Source organism: Streptomyces sp. NBC_01351 (genome assembly GCF_036237315.1).
Taxonomy (GTDB): Bacteria; Actinomycetota; Actinomycetes; order Streptomycetales; family Streptomycetaceae; genus Streptomyces.
The window spans coordinates 1,003,366-1,023,911 of record NZ_CP108356.1; the positions used below are offsets into that span (position 1 = coordinate 1,003,366).

Genomic DNA, 20,546 nt, shown 5'->3' on the forward strand with positions numbered 1-20,546 from the left:
CGGGCGCCCCCTCCCCCTGCCGCCGCGCCCGACCCGGGAAAGGTGTTGGCCCGGAGCCCTCAGGCTCCGGGCCAACACCGCGTGCTCCCCTCCTTGCGTTTCCGGCTACAGGCCGTTGACGCGGGCCATCCGATCGACGACCACGGGCGTGAAGTCGGCCGTGACCACGCGGGGCGTCCGGCGGCCCACCCGCGAGTGCCGGCGCCGCACTTGGGCCATCAGCCGGCGGCTGCGCAGGGCCATCTCCAGTTCGAACCGGGTGCGGGGGTCCCGGAGCCCCGTTCCGAAGAGCTTCTCCAGCTGGCGCATCCGGTAGCGCACGGTCTGCGGGTGGACGCTGAGGGCCTTGGCGGCCTCGGGGGCTCCGCCGCCTTCCAGCCAGGCGAGCAGGGTCACCTCCAGCCGTTCGCTCTGGCGGGGGGTCAGGTCCGCCAGTGGGCGCAGCCACCGGGCGGCCAGCGCGTGGGCCAGGGGCTCGTCCTGGAGCAGCAGCAGGGTGGAGAGGTGGTCGTCCACGAAGACGGTCCGGGCGTCCAGACCGCCGCGGGCGGGAGTCAGGGCGAGCAGGCGCAGCGCCCAGCGCAGCGAGGACGCGGCGTCGCGGAGCGGGACGGCATGGCCGACGGCGGCGCAGCGGCCGCGCAGCGGGAGTTCCAGGGGGGTCCGGGCGTCCGGGTCGGAGGTCGGAACCAGCAGGCACGGGCGGCCCGCGAACACACCGACGAGGGCGTCCTCCAGTACGGCTGCCAGCTGCCGCGTCTCACCGGGTGCGGCGAGCGCGATGGCCCGTACGGCCACGGGGAGGGGCCAGCCGGCCGCCTGGGCGAGCTCGGCGAGGGAGCTCGCGGACGCGGCCCGGTCGTCGGTGAGGGCCGCGAAGAGCTCTTGCCGCGCCTGTGCGCCTACCTGCGATTCCTCCGTTTCGGGTTCCGTGCCGGATTCGGTGTGGGGATCGGTTTCGGAGCCGTCCCCGGCTTCGGCCCCGGCGTCGGCCCCGGCTTCGGCCCCGGCGTCGGCTCCATCGGCCGGATCGCGGTAGCCGAGCGCGGTAAGGAGGGCGCCTTCCACCCTCTGTCTGAGCAGTTCGCCGTCAACGGCATCGTTGTCATCGACAAGTTCGGAAAGTTCCGGATCTCCATGCAGAAGCTCCTCCACTATCTCGGCCGCCAGCGCGGGGAGTTCCCTGCGCAGGACACGGGTCCACTCGCCGCGCGGGCGGGACCAGATGCGGTTCAGAAGTTCGCACATCGTTACCTCGTTCGTGCCGGTGAGGTCTTGACGAAGGGGAGTCTTCCGGTCTTGTTCGATGCGCCGGAGACGCGGTGCGAGAAATTATCACGTTTCGATAAATCCTGTGGAGGTGCCGCACAGGTCCACGATGCTTCTGCACTCCGTCCCCAAGACCCGTCTGTCGGCTCGGAGTTCACAGGAGAACCGGATGCCTCTGCCCCAGCCGCACCCACCCCGCTCGCACCGGGCCCGGCGCCGCCGCCCCGGCGCGCTCAGCCTCGCGGCCGCCGCCCTCGTCTCCACCGTCGTCGCGGCCCGCGCCGGCGCCCTGACCCACCTCTGGGAGTTCCTCGACTTCGGGGCGGGCGTCCTCTCGCTCGTCTCGCTCACCGCCACCGTCCTGTGGGGGCTGATGGCCGCCGACCGGGCCGTTCTGGGGTCGGGCCACCGGCTGCTCGCCCAGGGCGTGCACCGCGGCCTGGCCGTGGCCGGGCTGGGCTTCCTGGCCCTCCACATCTGGGTCAAGGTGGCGGAGGGGAGAACGGGCACGGCCGCGGCGGCGGTTCCGTTCGCCGACGGGGAGCAGCCGTTCCTGATCGGCCTCGGCACACTGGCCGGGTACCTCTTCGTGGCCGTCGCGGTGTCCGGCGGGGTGCGCAGCGCGTTCGCCACCCGGAGCCGCTCGCTGTGGTGGCGGGCGCTGCACCTCGGTGCCTACCCGGCGTGGGGCGCATCCCTGGTGCACGGCCTGAAGTCGGGCCGCCCGGCGGGCGCGTGGGTGACGACGGCCTACGCGCTGTGCCTGGTCGGGGTGGCCGCCGTCCTCGTGCTCCGCCTCAAGTCCACGGTGCGCGGGGTGGCTTCGCCTCCCATCGCCCCGCCCGCGGACGCCGGGAAATCGATCGGCCGGCGCATACCGGTGCGTCGCCGGGCATCCGGGCGCCGTACGTCCTTGCGCAGGGCTGCGGTCCATGCTCCCCGGGTCGAGGAACTCGCCGGCCAGGAGCGGTGGAGGTGACCGCCGGACCGCGCCCGGGCCTCGGCTGCGTGGGCGCTCCGAGGCTGCTGGCCGGGCTGGACCGGGCCGCCCGGCTCGACCGCGAGGCGCATCTGGCCGTGCACGGCACGCTGCCCCGGCAATGTCTGGAGGAACTGGTCACCCTCGCCGATGAGATCGACCTGCGGGGGCGGGGCGGGGCCGGTTTCCCCTTCGCGCGGAAGCTGCGTGCGGTCGCCCGGTCGGCCCGGGGGCGGGACGGGCTCACGGCCGTGGTCGTCAACGGCAGTGAGGGCGAGCCGAGTTGCCTCAAGGACACGGCGCTCCTGCTGCACGCCCCGCACCTCGTGCTCGACGGGGCCCTGCTGGCCGCCGGCGCGCTCGGCGCCGAGGAGGTGGCCGTGGCCGTCACGCGGCCGGACGTGGAGCAGTCGGTACGCGAAGCCGTCGCGGAACGCGGTCCCGCGGGCCGCCGGGTCCGCGTGGCGAGGCTGCCCGAGCGCTTCGTGACGGGCGAGGGGACGGCCCTGGTGGACGGCCTGAACGGCGGCGCCGCGCTGCCGTCGGGGCAGAAGGTGCGGACCAGCGAACGCGGCCTGGGCGGCTTGCCCACCCTGCTCTCGAACACCGAGACCTTCGCCCAACTCGCCGTCGCCGCACGGCTCGGCGCGCGGGAGTACCGGACGGCCGGTCTGCCGGCCGAGCCGGGCACCGTCCTGCTGACGGTCGCCGGTTCCACGGTCGTCGAGGTGCCGACCGGCGCCTCCCTCTCCTACGTGCTCCAGCTGTGCGGAGCCGAGCCCGGTCAGGGCGTACTGGTCGGCGGCTACCACGGAAGGTGGCTGGACCCGGGGTCCGCGCGCGCCGCGCAGGTGTCCCGGCAGGCCCTCGCCGCCCTCGGCGCGGTCCTGGGGGCGGGGGCGGTGCTGCCGCTGCCCGAGGACACCTGCCCCGCCGGGGAGGTGGCCCGGGTGACCCGGTGGATGGCGAGGGAGTCGGCGGGCCAGTGCGGGCCCTGCGTACGGGGGCTGCCCGCGCTGGCCGACGTACTGGAGGACTCCGTGCGGGGCGGGGGCCGCGCAGCCCTCGAAGCGGTGGAGGCGCGGCTGCGGGCGGTCCGGGGCCGGGGTGCCTGTAGCCATCCCGACGGGACCTCGCAGTTCGTGGCCTCTGCCCTGTCCGCGTTCCCGGAGGAGTTCCGCGACCACGCGCTGGGCAGCGGCTGCGGGCGGCGGGTGCTGGGGGCGCTGCCGCTCCCCCGGGACGAGAGTCCGGAGCGGCTGGTCGTGGACTGGACGCTGTGCCGGGGGCACGGGCTGTGCGTGGACGTCCTCCCCGATGTCGTGCGCCTGGACGCGGACGGCTATCCGGCGGAGGCGTCCATGGCGGTGCCGGCGCGACTGCGCCCGAAGGCACTGCGCGCGGTCCGGCGCTGCCCGGCACTCGCGCTGCGCATTCAGGGCTGAGCCCCGTTTGGCGTGATCGGACAAATTCCGGGCGATGTTCACTTCCGCCGCACCGTTCCCCGTATCAATGACGAAGCACAGAAACATTGAAACACCGGAACACGAGAACACGGGAACGAATCCGAGCGAATCCGAAGGAGCGATCGATCGTGAAGAGAATACGGAGTGGGATGCTCTCCGGGTCGGCTGTCGCAGTTCTGCTGCTGACGGCCGGATGCGGCTACGGCGGGGATTCCGCGGGGAAATCGGGCGGGGCCGCGCCGGTGGCCGACAGCGCGAAGATCGGGTCCGCGTACGATACGGGCGGCGCCGGCTACGGAAGCGATCCGGGCACCGTCACGGCGGCCGGGGCGGGGCAGTTGAAGGTGCGGGACATCCCGGCCGTGGGCGCCGCCGTCACCGACGGGGAGGGCCGCACCCTCTACCGGTTCGACAAGGACACGGCCGAGCCCCCCAAGTCCAACTGCGACGGGGACTGCGCCAAGGCCTGGCCCCCGGTCGCGGCGGACGACGCCACGGCGGGCGAGGGCATCGAGGCGGGCCTCCTCGGATCGGTGCTCCGGGCCGACGGAACCCGCCAGCTGACCCTGGCCGGCCGGCCCGTGTACCGCTACGCCAAGGACACCGCGGCGGGCGAAGCGCTCGGGGAGGGTGTCGGCGGAACGTGGCACGTGGTGGGGGCGGACGGAAATCCGGCGGCGGGCGCCCCTCCGGCCGAGGCGGAGAAGCCCGGCGCCGAGCTGTCCGTCGTACAGAACCCGACGCTCGGCGGAATTCTCGCGGATGCGGAGGGCCGCACCTTGTACCGGTTCGACAAGGACAGCGCCTGGCCGATGAAGATCGGCTGTCTGGATTCCTGCCTGGACACCTGGAAACCCGCCGAGCCGGTCGACAAGGCGAGCATTTCCGGAATAGCCGCCGAATTGGTCGGATCGGTGAAGCGCCCGGACGGTACGGAACAATTGACGATCGACTGCTGGCCCGTCTACACGTTCACGGGCGACAAACAACCCGGGGACATCAGCGGCCAGGGAAAGCAGGGCCTCTGGTTCGCCGTGACGGACAAGGGGAAGAAGGCGAAGTCATCCGTCTAGCACCGACGGCCATCGCCCCCTTGGCCCGCGCGGTCGGCGCGGTCGCCGCGGCGGCGTGCGGTGCGCTGCTCTGCGTCGGAGGATGCGCCGCGCCGGGCCCCGCCCGGGCCCCGGCGACGCGTTCCGTCTCGATCGAGGAGATCGCCTCGGCCATCGGCTGCACCGCCGAAGTGAGCGTGGAGGCCGAGGAGTTGCGGCAGGGCGGCTGTGAGACCGGGCAGGGGGCCTACCGGATGGCCACCTTCGCCGCCGACGAGGGGCTCCGCTCCTGGCTGGCCGAGGCCCGCGTGTACGGCGGCAGTTACCTGGTCGGGAACCGCTGGGTGGTGACCACCCGGGAAACCGGCGCGCTGAGTTCCCTGCGCGACCGCCTGGGCGGCTCCCTGGACACCGGCACCCCGCACGGGCCGCACCACCCGTGAACCCTGCCCCGGGTCATGTCGCGGACGGGCACGCCGTCCGCGACGTGGCCCCTCAGGAGGTCTTGTTCACCTCGGCCCTCAGGGGTTCGCGGTCCAGGACGCTCTGCTCCCGCTCCGTCAGCGGAGGCCCGTCGAGCAAGGGGCGGCGCAGTCCGCGGGCGGCCGCGACCAGGACGTCGGGGCTGCCGAGGATCGCGGCGGGCTTCTTCATCGTCATCACGTCGGTCAGTGCCCGTACGACGAGGAAGTTGCCGATCGCGGCGCGGTTCAGCCGCTGGACGTACCGGGCCGCGAGCTTGTCGGCCAGGTTGGGCGCCTTGCCGACGGCGCCCGGGTAGAAGCGGTCCTGACCCACGGCCAGGAGCCAGGCGGCGGCGGCCGGGCGGGCGATGGCCTTCTGGGCCCGCGCGGCGAACTTCGGCGCGGTCACCGGGATCTTCGCGGCGGTGTCGCGCAGGGCCAGGGCGCCGAGCGCCGCGGCGGACATGCCGTGGCCGTAGACCGGATTCAGGCTGGTCGCCGCGTCGCCGAGGACGACGAACCCCTCCGGCATGGCGGCCTTCTCGAACTGCCGCTGCCGGTTGGCGGTCCGGCCGAAGACGACCACCTCGCCGATCGGTTCGGCGCGGGCCAGGAAGTCGGCGGCCAGCGGATGCCGCACGCCCCTGGCGAACTCCTCGAAGAGCTGCTCGTCGGCGCTCGGCTCGCCGCCGCGGGTACCGGAGAGGCTGACGTGCCACTGGCCGTCTTCGATGGAGATGATGGACACCACCTGGCCGGGTCTCCCCTCCCGCGGGTCCGCCTGGATGTGAATGACCGGCCAGTTGGATTCGGCGCCTTCCGGCGCCCGGTAGCGACGGCTGGCGTAGCGCACGCCGGCGTCCACGACGGTCTCGGCGACCACGGGCCCGCCGATCTCCGCGAGCCACTCCGGGGCCTTGGAATCGCGGCCCGTCGCGTCGACGACGAGGTCCGCGTCGACGACGCTCTCCTCCCGGCCCTCGTCCAGGACGCGGACGCCCGTCACCCTGGATCCGTCGCCCACCAGTCCGCCGATCTTCACGCCGGCGCGTACCCGGACGTTCGGGTGGGCCTTCAGTCCGGTGCGCACGCCCCAGTCGATGAGGTCGCGGCTGGCCCCGATGAGGTAGTGCGTCTCGGTCCAGCGCCGGAACCAGCCCGCTGCCGAGTACGAGACCATCCCGTTCGGGATCGGGATGCGGTGCGCGCCGGCCTCCAGCCAGGTGGCGGTGGTGCCGGGGAGCAGTTCCTCGATGGCGTCGGCCCCGCCCGACCACAGCATGTGGGCGTGTGCCGCCTGGGGCAGCCTCGGCCTGGGGGTCGCGGTCTCGGGGAGCGCGGAGTCCCGTTCGATGACGAGGACCTCCGCCACGTACGGCGCCAGGGCCGCGGCGGCGAGGGTGCCCGCCAGTCCGCCGCCGAGGACGACGGCTCGGAGGCTGCCGGAAGGGTTCTGGGTCATCGTGCACTGCTCTCTAGGACGGCGGCTTCACGGGCGGCGCGGACGATGCCGGACCTCGACAGGGCCTGGGACAGGCGTACGAGGCCGGGGGTGCTGTTCGCGGAGACGAGCAGGGGTCCGTCGCCGGCGGGCTGTACGGGTGGGTCGGTCTGGTCGGCCGCGTGCCGGGTCCACATGACGATGGCGTGGGCCGGCACGGCGGCATCGGCGATGACGGCCGCATCCTCGTCCGTCGGGGCCGTCTTGAGCGCCTCGGCCAGGGACAGTTCCCGCACTTCGGGGTTGAGGAAGGGGTGGACGCTGAGGATCCCGTCGTAGATGTCGGACTCGATCTGCGTCACCCGCACTTCGATGGGTGTCGAGATGCCGCCGGCCAGGTTGATGCTGTGCCGGGTCGCCACGCGCAGTTCCCGCCAGGCGGGTTGCAGCTGGTGGTAGCGGCGCCACATCGAGCCAGAGGCCGGATACGGGTCCGATGCCTTGAGGGAAGGTGCGGCGCAGGATGCGTACCGGGCGGCCGCGGTGGTGGGTGAGGTGCTCGGCGATGTGGGCCGTCAGTGCGTCGATGTCGCCTTGGGCGTGGGCGTGCTCGCCCAGGCCCACGTCCAGCTCGTCGCAGAGCCGGACCATCTCCTCCTCCAGCCGGCGGTCCGGTCGACGCCGGCTCCTCATGATCCCCACCCCTCCGTCGTGATCATTTCTGCTGGTCGTTCATGATGTGGTCCAGCAGGTCGCGCATCTTGGCAAGGGTCTCGGGGGCTCCGCGGAACGCGACCGACCGCAGCTGGAACCTCTCCTTGAGCTCCCGCAGGTCCGCGAGCTGGCGGGCCTGCTCGCCCGCCAGCTTCTCCTCCAGGGCGCGGTTGAGTGCCTGGGAGGGCGTCGCGGTGAGGAAGCCGCGGGGGACCTTGAAGAAGTCTTCGATGCGGGCGGCCAGTTCCAGGCTCGGCACCTTGCGGCCCTTGAGGAGCTCGCCGACCCACTGGGGCGTCACACCGGCGCCGTCGGCGATGTCGGCCTGCGTGTACGGGAGGCCGTCGGGGCGGCGGCGGGTCTCCCGGAGGAAGTCGAGCCGCTGCGCCACCTGCTCCTGGAAGTCGATCTCGTGGAGCGGCCCCCGGCTCAGGCCCGTGCGTACGAGGCTCACGGGAAGGCCAGTGCTGAGCGAGAGCGGGGTCGGGTCGAGGACCGCGGCCCGGTCGAGGTCGGCCTTCTCGATCAGCTCTTCGAGGAGTCCCAGGCTCTTCAGGTGCGGGGCACCCTCGTCGGTCACGGAATCTCCTGGTGGTTGACGACTGCGGTCCCTGCGCGGCGCCTTGGGGACGGTGCCCGGACCTGCGAAACCTTAGATCAGAATGACGATCGATTCTACAGCTGAAACGATCGTTTACTTCCGACTCGCCCCCTTCGTCCGGCAGTTCGCCGCATCCCCTCCGGAACCGGCGCCCGGCGGTCCACGGCCCACAGCAGCGGCCCGCACAGCGCCGTGGTGACCAGGGCCATGACCACGAGGGCCAGATGCAGCGCGGGCGTCAGGATCCCCGCGGCGTAACCGGCTTGGAGGACGACGATCTCGGTGAGGCCACGGGTGTTCATCAGGGCGGCGAGCCGCAGTCCGGTGGTGGGGGTGAGGCCGCCCAGCCGGGCGCCGAGGTAGCTGCCGGTCAGCTTCGCGGCGACGGCCAGGGTGGTCGCGTAGAGCAGTGCCCGCCAGGAGAGCACGGCTTCGGGGCCGGAGGCCAGGGTCGTGCCGGTGACGACGAACAGCAGCGGCAGCAGCAGGCGCCCGGCCCGGCCGAGGGCTCCGGCGGTGGCTGTCCAGGGGCCGCGCTCGCCGTCGGCGGGCAGGGCCAGTCCGACGAGGACCGCCCCGAACACGTCGGTGAGCCCGAAGTGCCGGGTGCCGGCGGCCGCCGCGCACGCCAGGGCGGCGACGGCCACGATCGCGAGCCGGGGGTGCCGTGCGGCCGGCGCTGCGACCGCGGCCGTGGCGGCGAGGCGTCGCAGCACGGCGGCCGCCGCGACCCCGGCGGCCAGGACCGCGAGCGCCGCGGGGAAACCGCCGTTGCCCGTGGCGAGGCCGACGGCCACGGCCAGCAGGACCCAGGTGACGGCGTCGATGGAGACGGCCGAGGCCAGTGCGAGCCGCCCGGTCTCGGTGTGCCGCATCTTCCGGTCGGCGAGGATTCCGGCGAGCACCGGCACCGCCGTGACGGCCAGCGAGATCGCCAGCATCAGCACCAGGGCCGCGGTGGGGGCGGTTCCGCGCAGCCGCGGGTCCTCGGTGCGCAGCACCCACACCGCGAGCAGCGCTCCGGCGGCCATGGGCAGCAGCGCGGAACCGGCCGACAGCCACAACACCGCGCGCCCGGGCAGCCGGGTCACGCCCGAACGGATCTCGTGAGCGGCCCCGACGAGGAAGAGGGCCAGCCCCAAGTGGCCCGCCTGCGCCAGCGGTTCCACGCCCGCCGAACCGGGACCGCCGAGCCCGCCGGGCCCGCCCCGGTCCGCCCACGCGACGAGGGCCGCGCCGAGCAGGAGGCAGCAGGCGATCTCCCCGACGATGCCGGGCTGCCCGAACCCGCGCGCGAGCCGACGGCCCAGCAGGGCGCAGCACGCCGTCGCGGCAAGGACGAGAAGGAGCACGAGGGCGGGGGCGAGGGCGGTCAGCCGGGACGGGTCCACCGGGTCTCCTCTGCGAACCGTCGGGGCGGTGCACGACGGCTCTTCGATACCCGGGCGGGTCCGCGGGGATTCCGGACCGCTCCGCACGGCCCGCGACTGTGTGCACTCGCCGACCGGAGCGCGGCGGCAACGGCGCTGGCGTGTCGGCCACTTGTCCGGATTTCGGCTCGTTCGTGAGGAGCACGAGGTACCGCCCTTCGGGATGATTCGCCCCGGCCGCGCGTGCAACAGGGTGGTCGGGTAAGCGACTTCGACGACCTCACCAAGGTCGCCGACGTCACCGACCTCTCCGACCTCACCGAAGGGAAGGAACGGCCACGTGCGCATGAAACGCCTCGCACCGCTGCTCGCCTCCGCCGCACTCCTCGCCACCACCGTGCCCCTGCTCGCCGCGACCGGCGCCTCCGCCGCCCCGGGGCAGGACCACCCGCGGCAGAAGCCCGACTGGCACCGCTGCAGTCCCGAGCAGCCGGCCTCGTACGAGTGCGCGACGCTCAAGGTCCCGCTCGACTACCGGCGTCCCGAGGGCCGGAAGATCGATCTCGCGATATCGCGGGTCAAGAGCGAGAACCCCGCCAAACGGCGCGGCGCCCTGCTGACCAACCCGGGCGGTCCCGGCGGTCCCGGGCTGGACATACCGCTGTGGATGAGCGGGGCGATGTCCAAGGACGTACGGGACCAGTACGACCTGATCGGCTTCGACCCGCGCGGAGTCGGCGCCAGCAGCCCCGTCTCCTGCGGGCTGACCGACGCCGAGCAGGAGATCAACCGCCCCTATTACCCGGAGAAGTTCGACACCGACGTGACGTGGGCGCGCACGGTCGCCGAGAAGTGCCGTGAGAAGGCCGGCGACGTGCTGCCTCACATCACCACCCGCAACACGGCCCGCGACATGGACGTGATCCGTGCGGCGCTGGGCGAGCGCACGATCTCGTACGTCGGCTACTCGTACGGGACGTACCTCGGCGCGGTGTACTCGCAGATGTTCCCGCAGCGCACCGACCGCTTCGTGCTCGACAGCGGCGTGGACCCGAAGCTGATCTGGCGCGGCATGCTCCAGGTGTGGGCGACGGAGGCCGAGCCGGCCTTCGCGCGGTGGACGCGGTGGGCGGCCGAGCGTTCGGCCGAGTACGGGCTCGGCGACAGCCCGAAGGCGGTGTCCGACACCCTGTGGGGGCTGGTGGCGCGCGCCGACCGGGAGCCGATCGACTTCGAGGGCATGAAGGTCACGGGCGACGACATCCGGGCCTCGCGTGCGGCTTTCTTCTACCCGGCGCAGGTCACCCCGCTGGTCGTGGCCCTGAAGGCCGCGGCCGAGGGCAAGCCGCTGCCGGCGGGCGCCTCCGCCCCGGAGCTGAAGGAGCTGCTCGCGGGCGGACGGAGCGCCGAACCCGCCTCGGACAACAGCACCGCGGTCTTCTGGTCCGTGGTGTGCGGGGACACAGGCACCTGGCCCCGCTACCCGGAGCAGTACGAGCGGGACGCGGCGAAGGACAAGCTGAAGTACCCGCTGTACGGGGACTTCGCGTCCAACATCAAGCCGTGCGCCTTCTGGCAACGGCCCGTCGAGGCGGCCACGCCCATGCGGACGCGGGCGAACGTGCTCACCGTGCAGAACGAGTGGGACTCTCAGACCCCGCTGTCCAGCGGGCAGGGCCTGCACCGCGCGCTCAAGGGCTCGCGGATGGTGCTGGTCGAGGGCGGTGAGGGTCACGGCGTGTACCTGTCGGACCCGGCGTCCTGCGCCGACGCGCACGTGAACGCGTACCTGGCGACGGGCCGGCTGCCCGCCCAGGACCTGACGACCTGCCGGAACGCGGAGCCGCCGGCCGCTAAGGAGCGGCGCGGGTCCCCGGTTCCTTCGGGTCCGCTTCCCTTCCCGACCGGACCCGACCGGTTCTGACCGGGCCCGCCTCGCTGTCGCCCCGCTGCGCGCCCACACGGCTGCCGCGCAGCGGGGTCAGCAGCACGCCCACGAGGATCAGCAGGCACAGTGCACCGCCTCCCAGGCTGGCCACCGGGACGCCGTGCCTCTTGGCCAGGAGCGTGAGCACGGCCACGCCGATCGGGCCCGAGGCGTTGTGCACCGTCCAGAACGCGGAGGTGACCCGGCCGAGCAGGTGGTCCGGGGTGACCTCTTGGCGCAGGGTCATGGTGCAGACCCCGCCCAGGGTGACACCGAACATGAACACGGCGGCCAGGGCGGCGATCACCGGCACGCTGCGGCTGAGGCCGATGCCCGCCACCGCCGCCGCGATCATGGCCAGCGAGGCGATCCAGCACGCGCCGAAGCCGAAGACCCGGCGCAGCCGGCCGGCGGAGAGGGCCGCTACGGCGGCCCCGACCCCGCTCACGGCGATCACGTAGCCGAGGGTGACCTCGCTCCGGTGGAGGTCTTCCTGCACGTGGAAGATCAGCAGGTCGGTGGCGCCCATGGTGACGAAGGTCAGCAGGGTCAGCTGGATGGTCAGCGGGCGCAGCAGCGGGTGGCTCCACAGGAAGCGGAAGCCGACGACGAGCATCTCCCGGAGCATCCCGGGGCCGCCCGTCGGCCGCTTCCCGGCCCCGTCGGCCGGCCGGTGGAAGGTGACCCAGCGCAGGCTGGCGGCGGAGACGAGGAAGGTGGCGCCGTCGACGGCCAGGGCCCAGTCGGCGCCGACCCCGGCGGCGAGGAAGCCTGCCACGACCGGCCCGAGCAGGGTCCCGAAGGCGAAGGTGCTCATCAGCCGCCCGTTGGCGGTGGTGAGGTGCTCGGGGCGGACCAGCTGGGGCACCGCCGTCACGTACGCCACGTCGAAGAGGGTCTTCAGGACGCCGACCACCGCGGTCAGTACGTACAGCACCCAGATGCGGGGCCCCGCCATCCAGATGAAGGGCACCGCGCCGAGGCACACCGCCCGGGCCAGATCGCAGACGATCATGAGCCGTCTGCGGTCCACCCGGTCCACCACATAGCCGGCGAACAGACCCGTGCCGATGCCGGTGACGCCCGAGACCACCGTCAGGAGGCCCATCTGGACGATGTCCCCGGTGGCGTCGAGGACCAGGATCGGCAGCGCGAGCAGCGAGATGGAGCCGCCGAGGACGGACAGCGCCTGGCCGAGCCAGAAGACGTTGAAGTTCTTGTTCCGCCCGAGCGATGTGCTCGGACTCATCCGAGCAGCGCGTAGACGGTGGAGGCGGTGGCGGCGGGCTCGTCGGAGCCATCGGGGGTCAGGGTGATGTCGGCGAAGGCCATCCGCTTGCCGAGCTTGGTGACCCGTACACGAATGATCACGTCCGCGCCGACCACCGGTCGCTGGAAGCTCGTCGACTGCTGGACGGTGGTCATCGGCCCGTACGCCCCGCGCGCGGCGGAAATCGCGATGACGGTGGCGGTGTCGGCGGCCGCCATCATGGCCTGGCCACTGAGGCCGCCGCCGTCCCGGGCCAGTTCGTCGGACCAGGGCAGCCGCAGGACGGCGTGCCGCTCGCCCGTCTCCTCGACGGTGAGGCCGAGGGCGAGCACCCAGGGGGCGAAGTTGTGGTTAAGGATCTTGCCTGCGTCAGCGGGAGAGAACGTCACCGGGAGATTGTGGCGGCCCGGCCCGGGCCGCCACAATCCCTTTCCCGTTCGGGCGGGCTCAGAGGCCGGCGGCGAGCTCCGTGCCCTGGCGGATGGCCCGCTTGGCGTCGAGTTCGGCGGCCACGTCGGCGCCGCCGATCAGGTGCGCCTCGACTCCGGCGGCGCGCAGCGCCTCGTACAGGTCGCGGCGCGGCTCCTGCCCGGTGCACAGGACCACGGTGTCGGCGGGTACGAGGTGCTGCTCGCCGCCGACGGTGATGTGCAGGCCCTCGTCGTCGATGCGGTCGTACGAGGCCCCGGCGACGGAGACGACGCCGCGGTGCTTCATCTCGGCGCGGTGGATCCACCCGGTGGTGGTGCCGAGGCCGGCGCCGACCTTGGTGGTCTTGCGCTGGAGGAGGTGGACCTGGCGCGGCGACGCGGGGCGCTCGGGCTTGGTGAGGCCGCCGGGGCCGGTGTAGGTGGTGTCCACGCCCCAGTGGCGGAAGTAGACGTCCGGGTCCTGGGAGGCGCCCTCGCCGCTGTCGGTGAGGTACTCGGCGACGTCGAAGCCGATGCCGCCGGCGCCGACGACGGCCACGCGCTCGCCGACGGGGGCTCCGTCGCGGAGCACGTCGAGGTAGCTGACGACCTTGGGGTGGTCCACGCCCTCGATGTCGGGGGTGCGGGGGGTGACGCCGGTGGCCACGACGACCTCGTCGTAGCCCTGGAGGGTGTCCACGTCGGCGCGGGTGTTCAGGCGGACCTCCACCCCGCTCTCCACGAGCTGGGTGCCGTAGTAGCGGATGGTCTCCTCGAACTCCTCCTTGCCGGGGACGCGTCGGGCGATGTCGAGCTGGCCGCCGATGTGGCCGGAGGCCTCGAAGAGGGTGACGGCGTGGCCGCGGCCGGCGGCGGATACGGCGCAGGCGAGACCGGCCGGGCCGGCGCCTACGACGGCGACGCGCTTCTTCAACTGCGTCGGGGAGAGCACGAGTTCGGTCTCGTGGCAGGCGCGCGGGTTGACCAGGCAGCTGGTGATCTTGCCGCTGAAGGTGTGGTCGAGGCAGGCCTGGTTGCAGCCGATGCAGGTGTTGATGGTCTCGGAGCGGCCGGCGGCGGCCTTGGCGACGAAGTCGGCGTCGGCGAGGAAGGGGCGGGCCAGCGACACGAGGTCGGCGCGGCCGTCCGCGAGCAACTCCTCGGCGATCTCCGGGGTGTTGATGCGGTTGCTGGTGACGATGGGCACGGACACCGCGCCCATCAGCCGCTTGGTGACCCAGGTGTAGGCGCCGCGCGGGACGGAGGTGGCGATGGTGGGGATGCGGGCCTCGTGCCAGCCGATGCCGGTGTTGATGATGGTGGCGCCCGCCGCCTCGACCTCCTTGGCGAGGCGGACGACCTCGTCGAGGGTGGAGCCGCCGGGGATCAGGTCGAGCATGGAGAGGCGGTAGATGAGGATGAAGTCCTCGCCGACGGCCTGCCGGGTGCGGCGGACGATCTCCAGCGGGAAGCGCACGCGGTTCTCGTACGCGCCGCCCCAGCGGTCGGTGCGCTTGTTGGTGGCGGCGGCGATGAACTCGTTGATCAGGTAGCCCTCGGAGCCCATGATCTCGACGCCGTCGTAGCCGGCCGACTTGGCCAGGCGCGCGGCCCGTACGAAGTCCTCCACCGTCCGCTCGACCTCGACGTCGCTGAGCTCGTTCGGGACGAAGGGGCTGATGGGGGCCTGGATGGCGCTCGGGGCGACCAGGTCCTTGTGGTAGGCGTAGCGGCCGAAGTGGAGGATCTGCATCGCGATCTTCCCGCCCTCGGCGTGCACCGCGTCGGTGATCACCCGGTGCTCGGCGGCCTCGCCCTCGGTGGTGAGGCGGGAGCCGCCCTCGAAGGGCCGGCCCGCGTCGTTGGGCGCGATGCCGCCGGTGACGATGAGCCCGGCCCCGCCGCGGGCCCGCTCGGCGTAGAAGGCGGCGAGGCGCTCGAAGCCGCCCTCGTGCTCTTCGAGGCCGGTGTGCATGGACCCCATGATCACGCGGTTCGGCAGGGTGGTGAACCCGAGGTCCAGGGGGCTCAGCAGATGCGGGTACCGGCTCTGGGAACTCATGGGGGCGCCTCCTCGCGCGGGGGGTGATTCACCTGTTCTAGCGAGAGGAGCCCGGTTTTGCAACTAAGTGCAAAACCGGGCGAGGCTCTGCGGGCCCGGGATTACGGGGGACCCGGCACCCGGCCCCCACGCACCTGTGGCGGAGTTCACGCCACCGACTGCATCGCCGAGAGACGGCGCACGAAGACGACGGCCAGTCCTGCCGCGACGGCGAACATCAGATCCGCGGCCATGCCCACCAGCGCGGAGGTGCCCATCCCGTCCGCGGTCGTGGCCGTGGCCCCCAGCCGGTTCGCGGACACCGACACCACCATCGCGACGCCGAGCGCGCCGGCCCAAGCGGTGACGGGGGCGGCCGACACGGGCGACCCGGCGCTGCCCGGCAGCCTCGACGCACTGGCCGCCCACATCTTCAAGGCGAGCAGGAACGGCAGGACGGTCCACCCGATGACGGGGATGAACCAGACCCCGATCGCCCAACCGGCGCCGCTCCGGAACATCCCGGGCGCCGACACCCCCGCGTTCACCCGGACCCGGTGGAACCAGATGACGAACACCACGGCCGTGGGAAGCATGGCCAGCAGGATCAGGCCCGTCGACCCCGAGTACAGCGCCCAGCCCGGCCCGGCGTCCACCAGCGGGCTCGTACCGAGCGCATCCAGGGCCAGGTACCGGTTGTACCCGGCGGCCACCGCGCCCACGCGGGTCGCGGCGCACAGCCCGAGCAGCACGGTCAGCGCGGTGGCCAGGCCCTTGGGCGAGCGGAGCAGCGAGCGCACCGGGGGCGCGCCGAGCGGAGGCAGTTTTGCGGTACCGAAGGACATGACGAGGGACCCCCCACGGGTGCACGGCGGCACGAAGAAGCCCGCCGACGGCGGCGGGCAGCGAGAAACCTACGGCACGGGTGCGACCGGGGCGCGGCCGGGCCCCGGACCGATGACCGGGCCGGGGCCGCGGCCCGCCCGCTCCGGGAGGTTCGGCGCGCAGCCGCTGCGGCTCCGGAAGCCCGAGGGTCAGCCATCGTCAGTCGGCATCTCCCCCTCATCGGCCGGGAAGGGGAGCCTCGGCGGGGCGGGCGGCCCGTCCATTCCCATGGGACCGAGCCGCCGTGGCCGTTCAGCGTGGCTGCCGACGGGGGGCAAGTAGACCTGCGCGTGCCTGAGGAACTGCTGGGAGGCCGCCTCGACCACCTGCGGGAGGATCTGGCCGAGGGCCTCCAAGCTGGTCACGCCGTTCGCGGCGGCCCGGCAGGCGGCCCGCCCCTGCCTCATCGTGACGGGCATCGTCTCCTCCAGCCGCTCGGCCAGTTCGACTTCCTTCGCGCGGCTCTGGTGGTCGTAACGGTTCCACGGCACGACCACGCTGACCCATGGGCGGGGATCCTGGTCCAGGGCGGCCAGGCGCCGGCGCCGGTGCTCGTCCTCCATCGCCCACCGGTCGACGATCAGGATCTCCGGCTCGGTCGGCGGCTGCTTGCTGTCGAAGCGCCTGGCCTCGTCGTCGAAAGACCCGAGCGTCACCCGGTAGTTGAGGTTCCTGGCCACTTGCTCGGCCACCTGCGCGATGGGCAGCCGGGTCTCCGGATGGTACGGATTCCACTCCAGCGCACTGTCCCCGTAGTACTCGGGACTGCGCCCCTCCGGCAGATCGTGCCGGGTGGCGGCCGCCACCGTGACGTGGAGGGTGCGGGCAGGGCTCCCCACGGCACCGAAGGCACTCGGGACCGTCCGGTAGTCGACCGGACGGGAGGGTTCGAGGCGGGCTGCCTCGGCCGTGCTGACGATGCGCCTGGCGAGCTCGTACACGGCCCGCTCGTACTGGTCCGCGTATCCGCGCAGTTTGATCAGGCCGTACAGCCCGTCGGTGACGTAGCGCTCGCCGAACGCGTTGTGGTTGAACTGCAACCGCTCGGCGGGCCCGGGCAGTCGATCCGGGGGAACCGGCACCCAGAGTGCGGGCACGATGGCCTCGGCCGACTGGTTGTTCACCGCGCCGTGATGGACGGCGCGCTGCGCGAAGGCGTACCACTCCTTTCCGCACATTTCGCTGGCGAAGTAGCGCGGCGAGAACAGCGGGACGAACACCCGGGACGTGGCGAGGGCTCGCCCGAGCCGTTCCGACCAGCCCTCGCCGCTGCGTATCTCCCGGTCCATGAAGCCGGGTTCGGATCCCGCGGGGAGATTCGTCAGCGCCATGACGTGACTGCAGAGGTCGCGGAAGAGCCGCTCCACCCACATGTCCGGGTCGGGTCCCCCCGCCCCGAACCTCGGCGTGTGCGCATAGCTGAGGAAGAAGTACGGCGACGCGGCCTCTCGGGTACTCGGCCGGTGCTCGGAGGCGCTCGGCCGCGCAGGGGCCTCGGCGGGACCCGCCTCCACGGGCCGAACCTCGACGGGACGCTCCTCCGCGGGCCTCGCCACGGAAGCGGGTGGGTGGGACTCGGGCCGTGCGACGCGCCGGCGCTCGACGAGACGGTCCGCGTAGTGCGGCAGGCGTTCACGCAACAGGCGCACGTCCCGCACCCCGAGCGACGATTGCAGGTGCTCGCGGACACCGGCGTGAAACCGCAGGGTCGGTCCGCCGTCGCTCACGGAGAACAATCCGCTGACGAGGACCTCGGCCAGGTCGGAAGTGGTGGTGTCCCCTTCGAACAGCTGTGACATCACTTCCAGTTGTGCCAGATCGAGTTGCTCGTAGGCCGCGCACAACACGGCCAGTCTGGCTGCCCGGGGAGACGCCGACAGCAGATAGGAGTCGGTCAAGGAGCCGGCGGTACGAGGCGGTTCGGGCGGTTGGGACGGACGCCATGGGGCGGGTCCGGGCACCAGCAGCGCGTCGCACCCCTCGGACCGTCTCCCTGTCACCGTCCGGGCCCACTGCCCCAGGGCGTGGCCGGTCAGGGAGAGCACCGGCAGGGGGAGCCACGAGGGTTCGTCCGGTCCGCCCTTCGGCAGGGCATCGAGGAGCGGCGGGCGCCGGAAGTCGAGGTCGGCATTGCTCGTATCCGGTGCCCGGGGCCCCTCGACGCGCACCGCCGGCAGATCGAGCCCGACGCGGCGCCAGAGCTTCGGCGGCAGCGGGTTGATCAGTGCGGCGCGGGAATGGCGCAGGCACGCGTACACCTCCTGCCACCACTCGGGACTCCGCCAGAGCGGGGAGGAGCAGTCCGAGACCAGGATCAGCAGTTGGTTCTCGGGCGGGCCCGCCGAAAGCCGCCCACCCGGGCTCCAGGCCGAAGGCAGGTCACCCACCCGGACGGTGCGAAACGCCCGGAGCCTCTGCAGCGCCCGGACCAGGAGGGCGAGATCACTGCGCCACAAGGCCATGGTCGGCGATCGGTCGATGAGCACCTGGGCCGGGATCCTGCCCAGGCCGCCTCCGTCCCCATCGTGCCGGAAGCTCCACAAGGCGTCGACCATCCAGTCGGACGCATGGGTACGACGGCCCGATCCGCTCATGACGGCTCCGTGCTCGCGCCCGACACCCTGATCCGGTCGCAGAACGCCAGCCATTCCCGGTCGTCCCAGACCAGTCGCAGCACCGCGATGTCCTGGGACGGTGCGCCCCGCCACTCGCACCGGTAGGTGTCCAGGAGGCTGCCGGGCAGGGTGCGCCAGTGGTCGTCGAGCTGTGCGTGCAGCGGAGGCGCGCAGCGGTCGGCGCCGTGCGGCCACACCAGTACGGGCGTGTAGGCGAGCAGCAGGTCCAGTAGGCCTTCCTTGTCCCCGGTGGGACGGTGGACCAGCCCCATGGCGCCCGCGTTGTGCCCGCCCTTGGCGAGGAGGGCACGCAATGCCCGTGGATCGGCGGTCTCCTGCTCCGAGAGCCATTCCAGCGGCGCCGACCGGGCGGTGTGGCTTTCGATCTTCGTCCAGCGGTCGCTGACCGCCGTCTCGGTGAGTCTCAACAGGCGTGAAGGCGCCAGCCGTTCACTCCAGTGCATGACGACGTCGTGGTGGACCCCGAGCAGCAGGGCGGATCCGGACTCCTCGGGACGCCAGGTGGCCAGCAGGGCGCTCGGGGCCGCCACGTGGACGCGGGTCAAAGGCAGTTGCAGCTTCTTGGCCTCGTCATGGGCCCACAGAACCGCGCTGTCGAGCAGGTCCTCCACGCTCTCGCGGCCGACGGGCCGCTCCGGATCCGGTTGCCGAGGACGGCTGAAGGTGTGGCGTTCGAAGATCTCCCCGTCCAGGAGCAGCCAGGTCTCCAGTGATTCCGGCCAGCCACCGGCGACCGACGCATGGAGGCTCGCGACCAAGGACAGCCGCTGCTCGGCATGCCGGTTCCGGGCGTGCTCCAAGGCGTCGTTGAGTTCCTGCCGGGCCTTGATCTCCTCCGCCCACCGGGCCAGTTCGGGATCCTGATCGTTCCGGCCGACCTCACGGACGAGGATCACGACGAACCGGGTGACCCACGGCCGGCAGTTGCCGTGGGCAACGGGGTGGTCGAAGGCGAGGTAGTCGAGCACTTCCACATCCGTGTCACACACTGCGGGACGGCCGATGGGAAGCCGTCGCTCGCCTGCGAACAGGGAGCTGACCGCCCGGCGGATCCGCGGGGTCGTCAGCCCCTCTCCGATCCACCCCCGCAGGAGCTCCACCGTGCGGACCGCCACGTACAGGTTGTCCGCGGCCTCCGCGGCCCGTTCCCAGGCCGCCCCGTCCGGTTCCGCGGACCGCACGTCCTCCAGGTGACGCTGGAGAGCGCGTACGGCCGCCGTGTCGTGAACCCGCGGGACGGACACGGGCGGATGCAGCCCGCCCAGCGCGGAGGCGAGCTCCTCGGCCGCCAGCGGTCCGCTGAGGACGCCGGACGAGGGGCCGCGGTACTGGGAGTTGTGGGCGAACCAGAGCGGTCCGTCGGCGAAGGGGGCACCGTCCAGGCTCCAGTCCGTGATGTCCTGCCCCTTCACCTGCCTTCGCAGCTCCTGCGCGACGCAGATCACCGACAGGGCCTTCTCCTCCCCGGGGACTCCGCGGCGCAGCAGTGCGGTGAGCTCTCGGGCGAGCGTCAGATCGTAGGCGGGCTGGCTGGTGGCGGCCGCCATGAGGAGCGAGAGGCGGATGCGGCCGTTGCGGGCCCCCGAGGCCAGTTGGTGCGCCGACGGTATCGCCCCGGCCGCGTGGCAGGTGTCGATGATGCCTATCAGTCCGCCCACGCCGTGGTGGTCGGCGGCCATGGCGACGAGGGCGCCCACGTCCACGGATCCCAGGCGTACCTCTTCGACCGACTCGGAGGCCATCAGGTGCAGCGTGCCGGTCCGGCCGGGCACGAAGCCGTGCCCGAGCATGGCCAGGACCAGGACCGCGTTGCGATCGGCGGCGTGCTCGACCGCCCTCTCCACCAGGCCCCGGATGCGCTCGCTGGTCAGACCGTCCCCGACGAAGAGCGACTCGCCGTCGGGAAGACCGGGCGAACAGCCGCCCAGCGCTCCGTCCCGGAGCACCTTGTCGAGATCACGCGCAGCCGACTCCAGGGACCCCAGCCGCGGCATGGAATCACAGTGCGGCGCGATGACCAG

The 20,546-nt window shown here is 72.6% G+C and carries 16 protein-coding genes; 5 read left to right on the top strand and 11 right to left on the bottom strand.

Annotated features, from left to right (window positions below; all coding sequences use genetic code 11):
• Positions 1-105: 105 nt before the first annotated feature.
• Positions 106-1,248, bottom strand: a complete 1,143-nt coding sequence (locus tag OG625_RS04800) for a PucR family transcriptional regulator (RefSeq protein ID WP_329376812.1) — start codon at positions 1,246-1,248, stop codon at positions 106-108.
• A 190-nt stretch (positions 1,249-1,438) separates the two neighbouring features.
• On the opposite strand from OG625_RS04800, the gene OG625_RS04805 reads away from it, so the two are divergent.
• From OG625_RS04805 to OG625_RS04820, 4 genes are all read left to right on the top strand, one after another.
• Complete coding sequence (locus tag OG625_RS04805) at positions 1,439-2,248, top strand: hypothetical protein (protein ID WP_329376813.1); 810 nt, start codon at positions 1,439-1,441, stop codon at positions 2,246-2,248.
• Entirely contained in the window at positions 2,245-3,693 is a 1,449-nt protein-coding gene (locus OG625_RS04810) for an NADH-ubiquinone oxidoreductase-F iron-sulfur binding region domain-containing protein (RefSeq protein WP_329376814.1), read from the top strand. Before OG625_RS04805 ends, OG625_RS04810 begins: the two co-directional genes overlap by 4 nt.
• A gap of 149 nt (positions 3,694-3,842) precedes the next feature.
• Entirely contained in the window at positions 3,843-4,787 is a 945-nt protein-coding gene (locus OG625_RS04815) for an SCO0930 family lipoprotein (RefSeq protein WP_329376815.1), read from the top strand.
• Positions 4,788-4,807: 20 nt separating this feature from the next.
• Complete coding sequence (locus OG625_RS04820; RefSeq protein WP_329376816.1) at positions 4,808-5,209, top strand: hypothetical protein; 402 nt, start codon at positions 4,808-4,810, stop codon at positions 5,207-5,209.
• A gap of 52 nt (positions 5,210-5,261) precedes the next feature.
• Here the strand turns inward: OG625_RS04820 and OG625_RS04825 are convergent, their stop codons facing one another.
• The 4 genes from OG625_RS04825 to OG625_RS04840 form a co-directional block, all read right to left on the bottom strand.
• On the bottom strand, positions 5,262-6,692 hold the full coding sequence (locus OG625_RS04825) for a pyridine nucleotide-disulfide oxidoreductase (RefSeq protein ID WP_329376817.1): 1,431 nt from the start codon (positions 6,690-6,692) through the stop codon (positions 5,262-5,264).
• A complete protein-coding gene (locus OG625_RS04830; protein ID WP_329376818.1) occupies positions 6,689-7,141 on the bottom strand; it encodes a DUF6545 domain-containing protein in 453 nt (150 codons plus the stop codon). The genes OG625_RS04825 and OG625_RS04830 overlap by 4 nt, the downstream gene beginning before the upstream one ends.
• Positions 7,142-7,386: 245 nt before the next feature.
• Positions 7,387-7,965 (bottom strand): helix-turn-helix transcriptional regulator, encoded by a 579-nt coding sequence (locus OG625_RS04835; RefSeq protein WP_329376819.1) that lies wholly within the window; start codon positions 7,963-7,965, stop codon positions 7,387-7,389.
• Positions 7,966-8,060: 95 nt separating this feature from the next.
• Complete coding sequence (locus OG625_RS04840; protein ID WP_329376820.1) at positions 8,061-9,377, bottom strand: cation:proton antiporter; 1,317 nt, start codon at positions 9,375-9,377, stop codon at positions 8,061-8,063.
• A 325-nt stretch (positions 9,378-9,702) separates the two neighbouring features.
• Between OG625_RS04840 and OG625_RS04845 the strand changes: the two genes are divergently transcribed.
• Positions 9,703-11,280 carry an alpha/beta hydrolase gene (locus OG625_RS04845; protein ID WP_329376821.1) on the top strand — a complete coding sequence of 526 codons (1,578 nt, stop codon included), beginning with the start codon at positions 9,703-9,705 and terminating at the stop codon, positions 11,278-11,280.
• Here OG625_RS04845 and OG625_RS04850 read toward each other — a convergent pair.
• The 6 genes from OG625_RS04850 to OG625_RS04875 all read right to left on the bottom strand — a co-directional run bounded on the left by OG625_RS04850 (position 11,210) and on the right by OG625_RS04875 (position 20,519).
• The gene (locus OG625_RS04850; RefSeq protein ID WP_329376822.1) at positions 11,210-12,532 is read right to left on the bottom strand and encodes an MFS transporter; all 1,323 of its coding nucleotides are present in this window, start codon (positions 12,530-12,532) and stop codon (positions 11,210-11,212) included. The two genes, OG625_RS04845 and OG625_RS04850, sit on opposite strands and share 71 nt — an antisense overlap.
• Positions 12,529-12,942, bottom strand: a complete 414-nt coding sequence (locus OG625_RS04855; RefSeq protein WP_329376823.1) for a PaaI family thioesterase — start codon at positions 12,940-12,942, stop codon at positions 12,529-12,531. The genes OG625_RS04850 and OG625_RS04855 overlap by 4 nt, the downstream gene beginning before the upstream one ends.
• 58 nt (positions 12,943-13,000) lie before the next feature.
• Positions 13,001-15,025 (bottom strand): NADPH-dependent 2,4-dienoyl-CoA reductase, encoded by a 2,025-nt coding sequence (locus tag OG625_RS04860; protein ID WP_329376824.1) that lies wholly within the window; start codon positions 15,023-15,025, stop codon positions 13,001-13,003.
• A gap of 146 nt (positions 15,026-15,171) precedes the next feature.
• A complete protein-coding gene (locus tag OG625_RS04865; RefSeq protein ID WP_329376825.1) occupies positions 15,172-15,849 on the bottom strand; it encodes a DUF4328 domain-containing protein in 678 nt (225 codons plus the stop codon).
• Positions 15,850-16,038: 189 nt separating this feature from the next.
• Positions 16,039-18,483 (bottom strand): TIR-like protein FxsC, encoded by a 2,445-nt coding sequence (locus tag OG625_RS04870; RefSeq protein ID WP_329376826.1) that lies wholly within the window; start codon positions 18,481-18,483, stop codon positions 16,039-16,041.
• Positions 18,480-20,519 (bottom strand): hypothetical protein, encoded by a 2,040-nt coding sequence (locus tag OG625_RS04875; protein ID WP_329376827.1) that lies wholly within the window; start codon positions 20,517-20,519, stop codon positions 18,480-18,482. Before OG625_RS04875 ends, OG625_RS04870 begins: the two co-directional genes overlap by 4 nt.
• Positions 20,520-20,546: the final 27 nt, after the last annotated feature.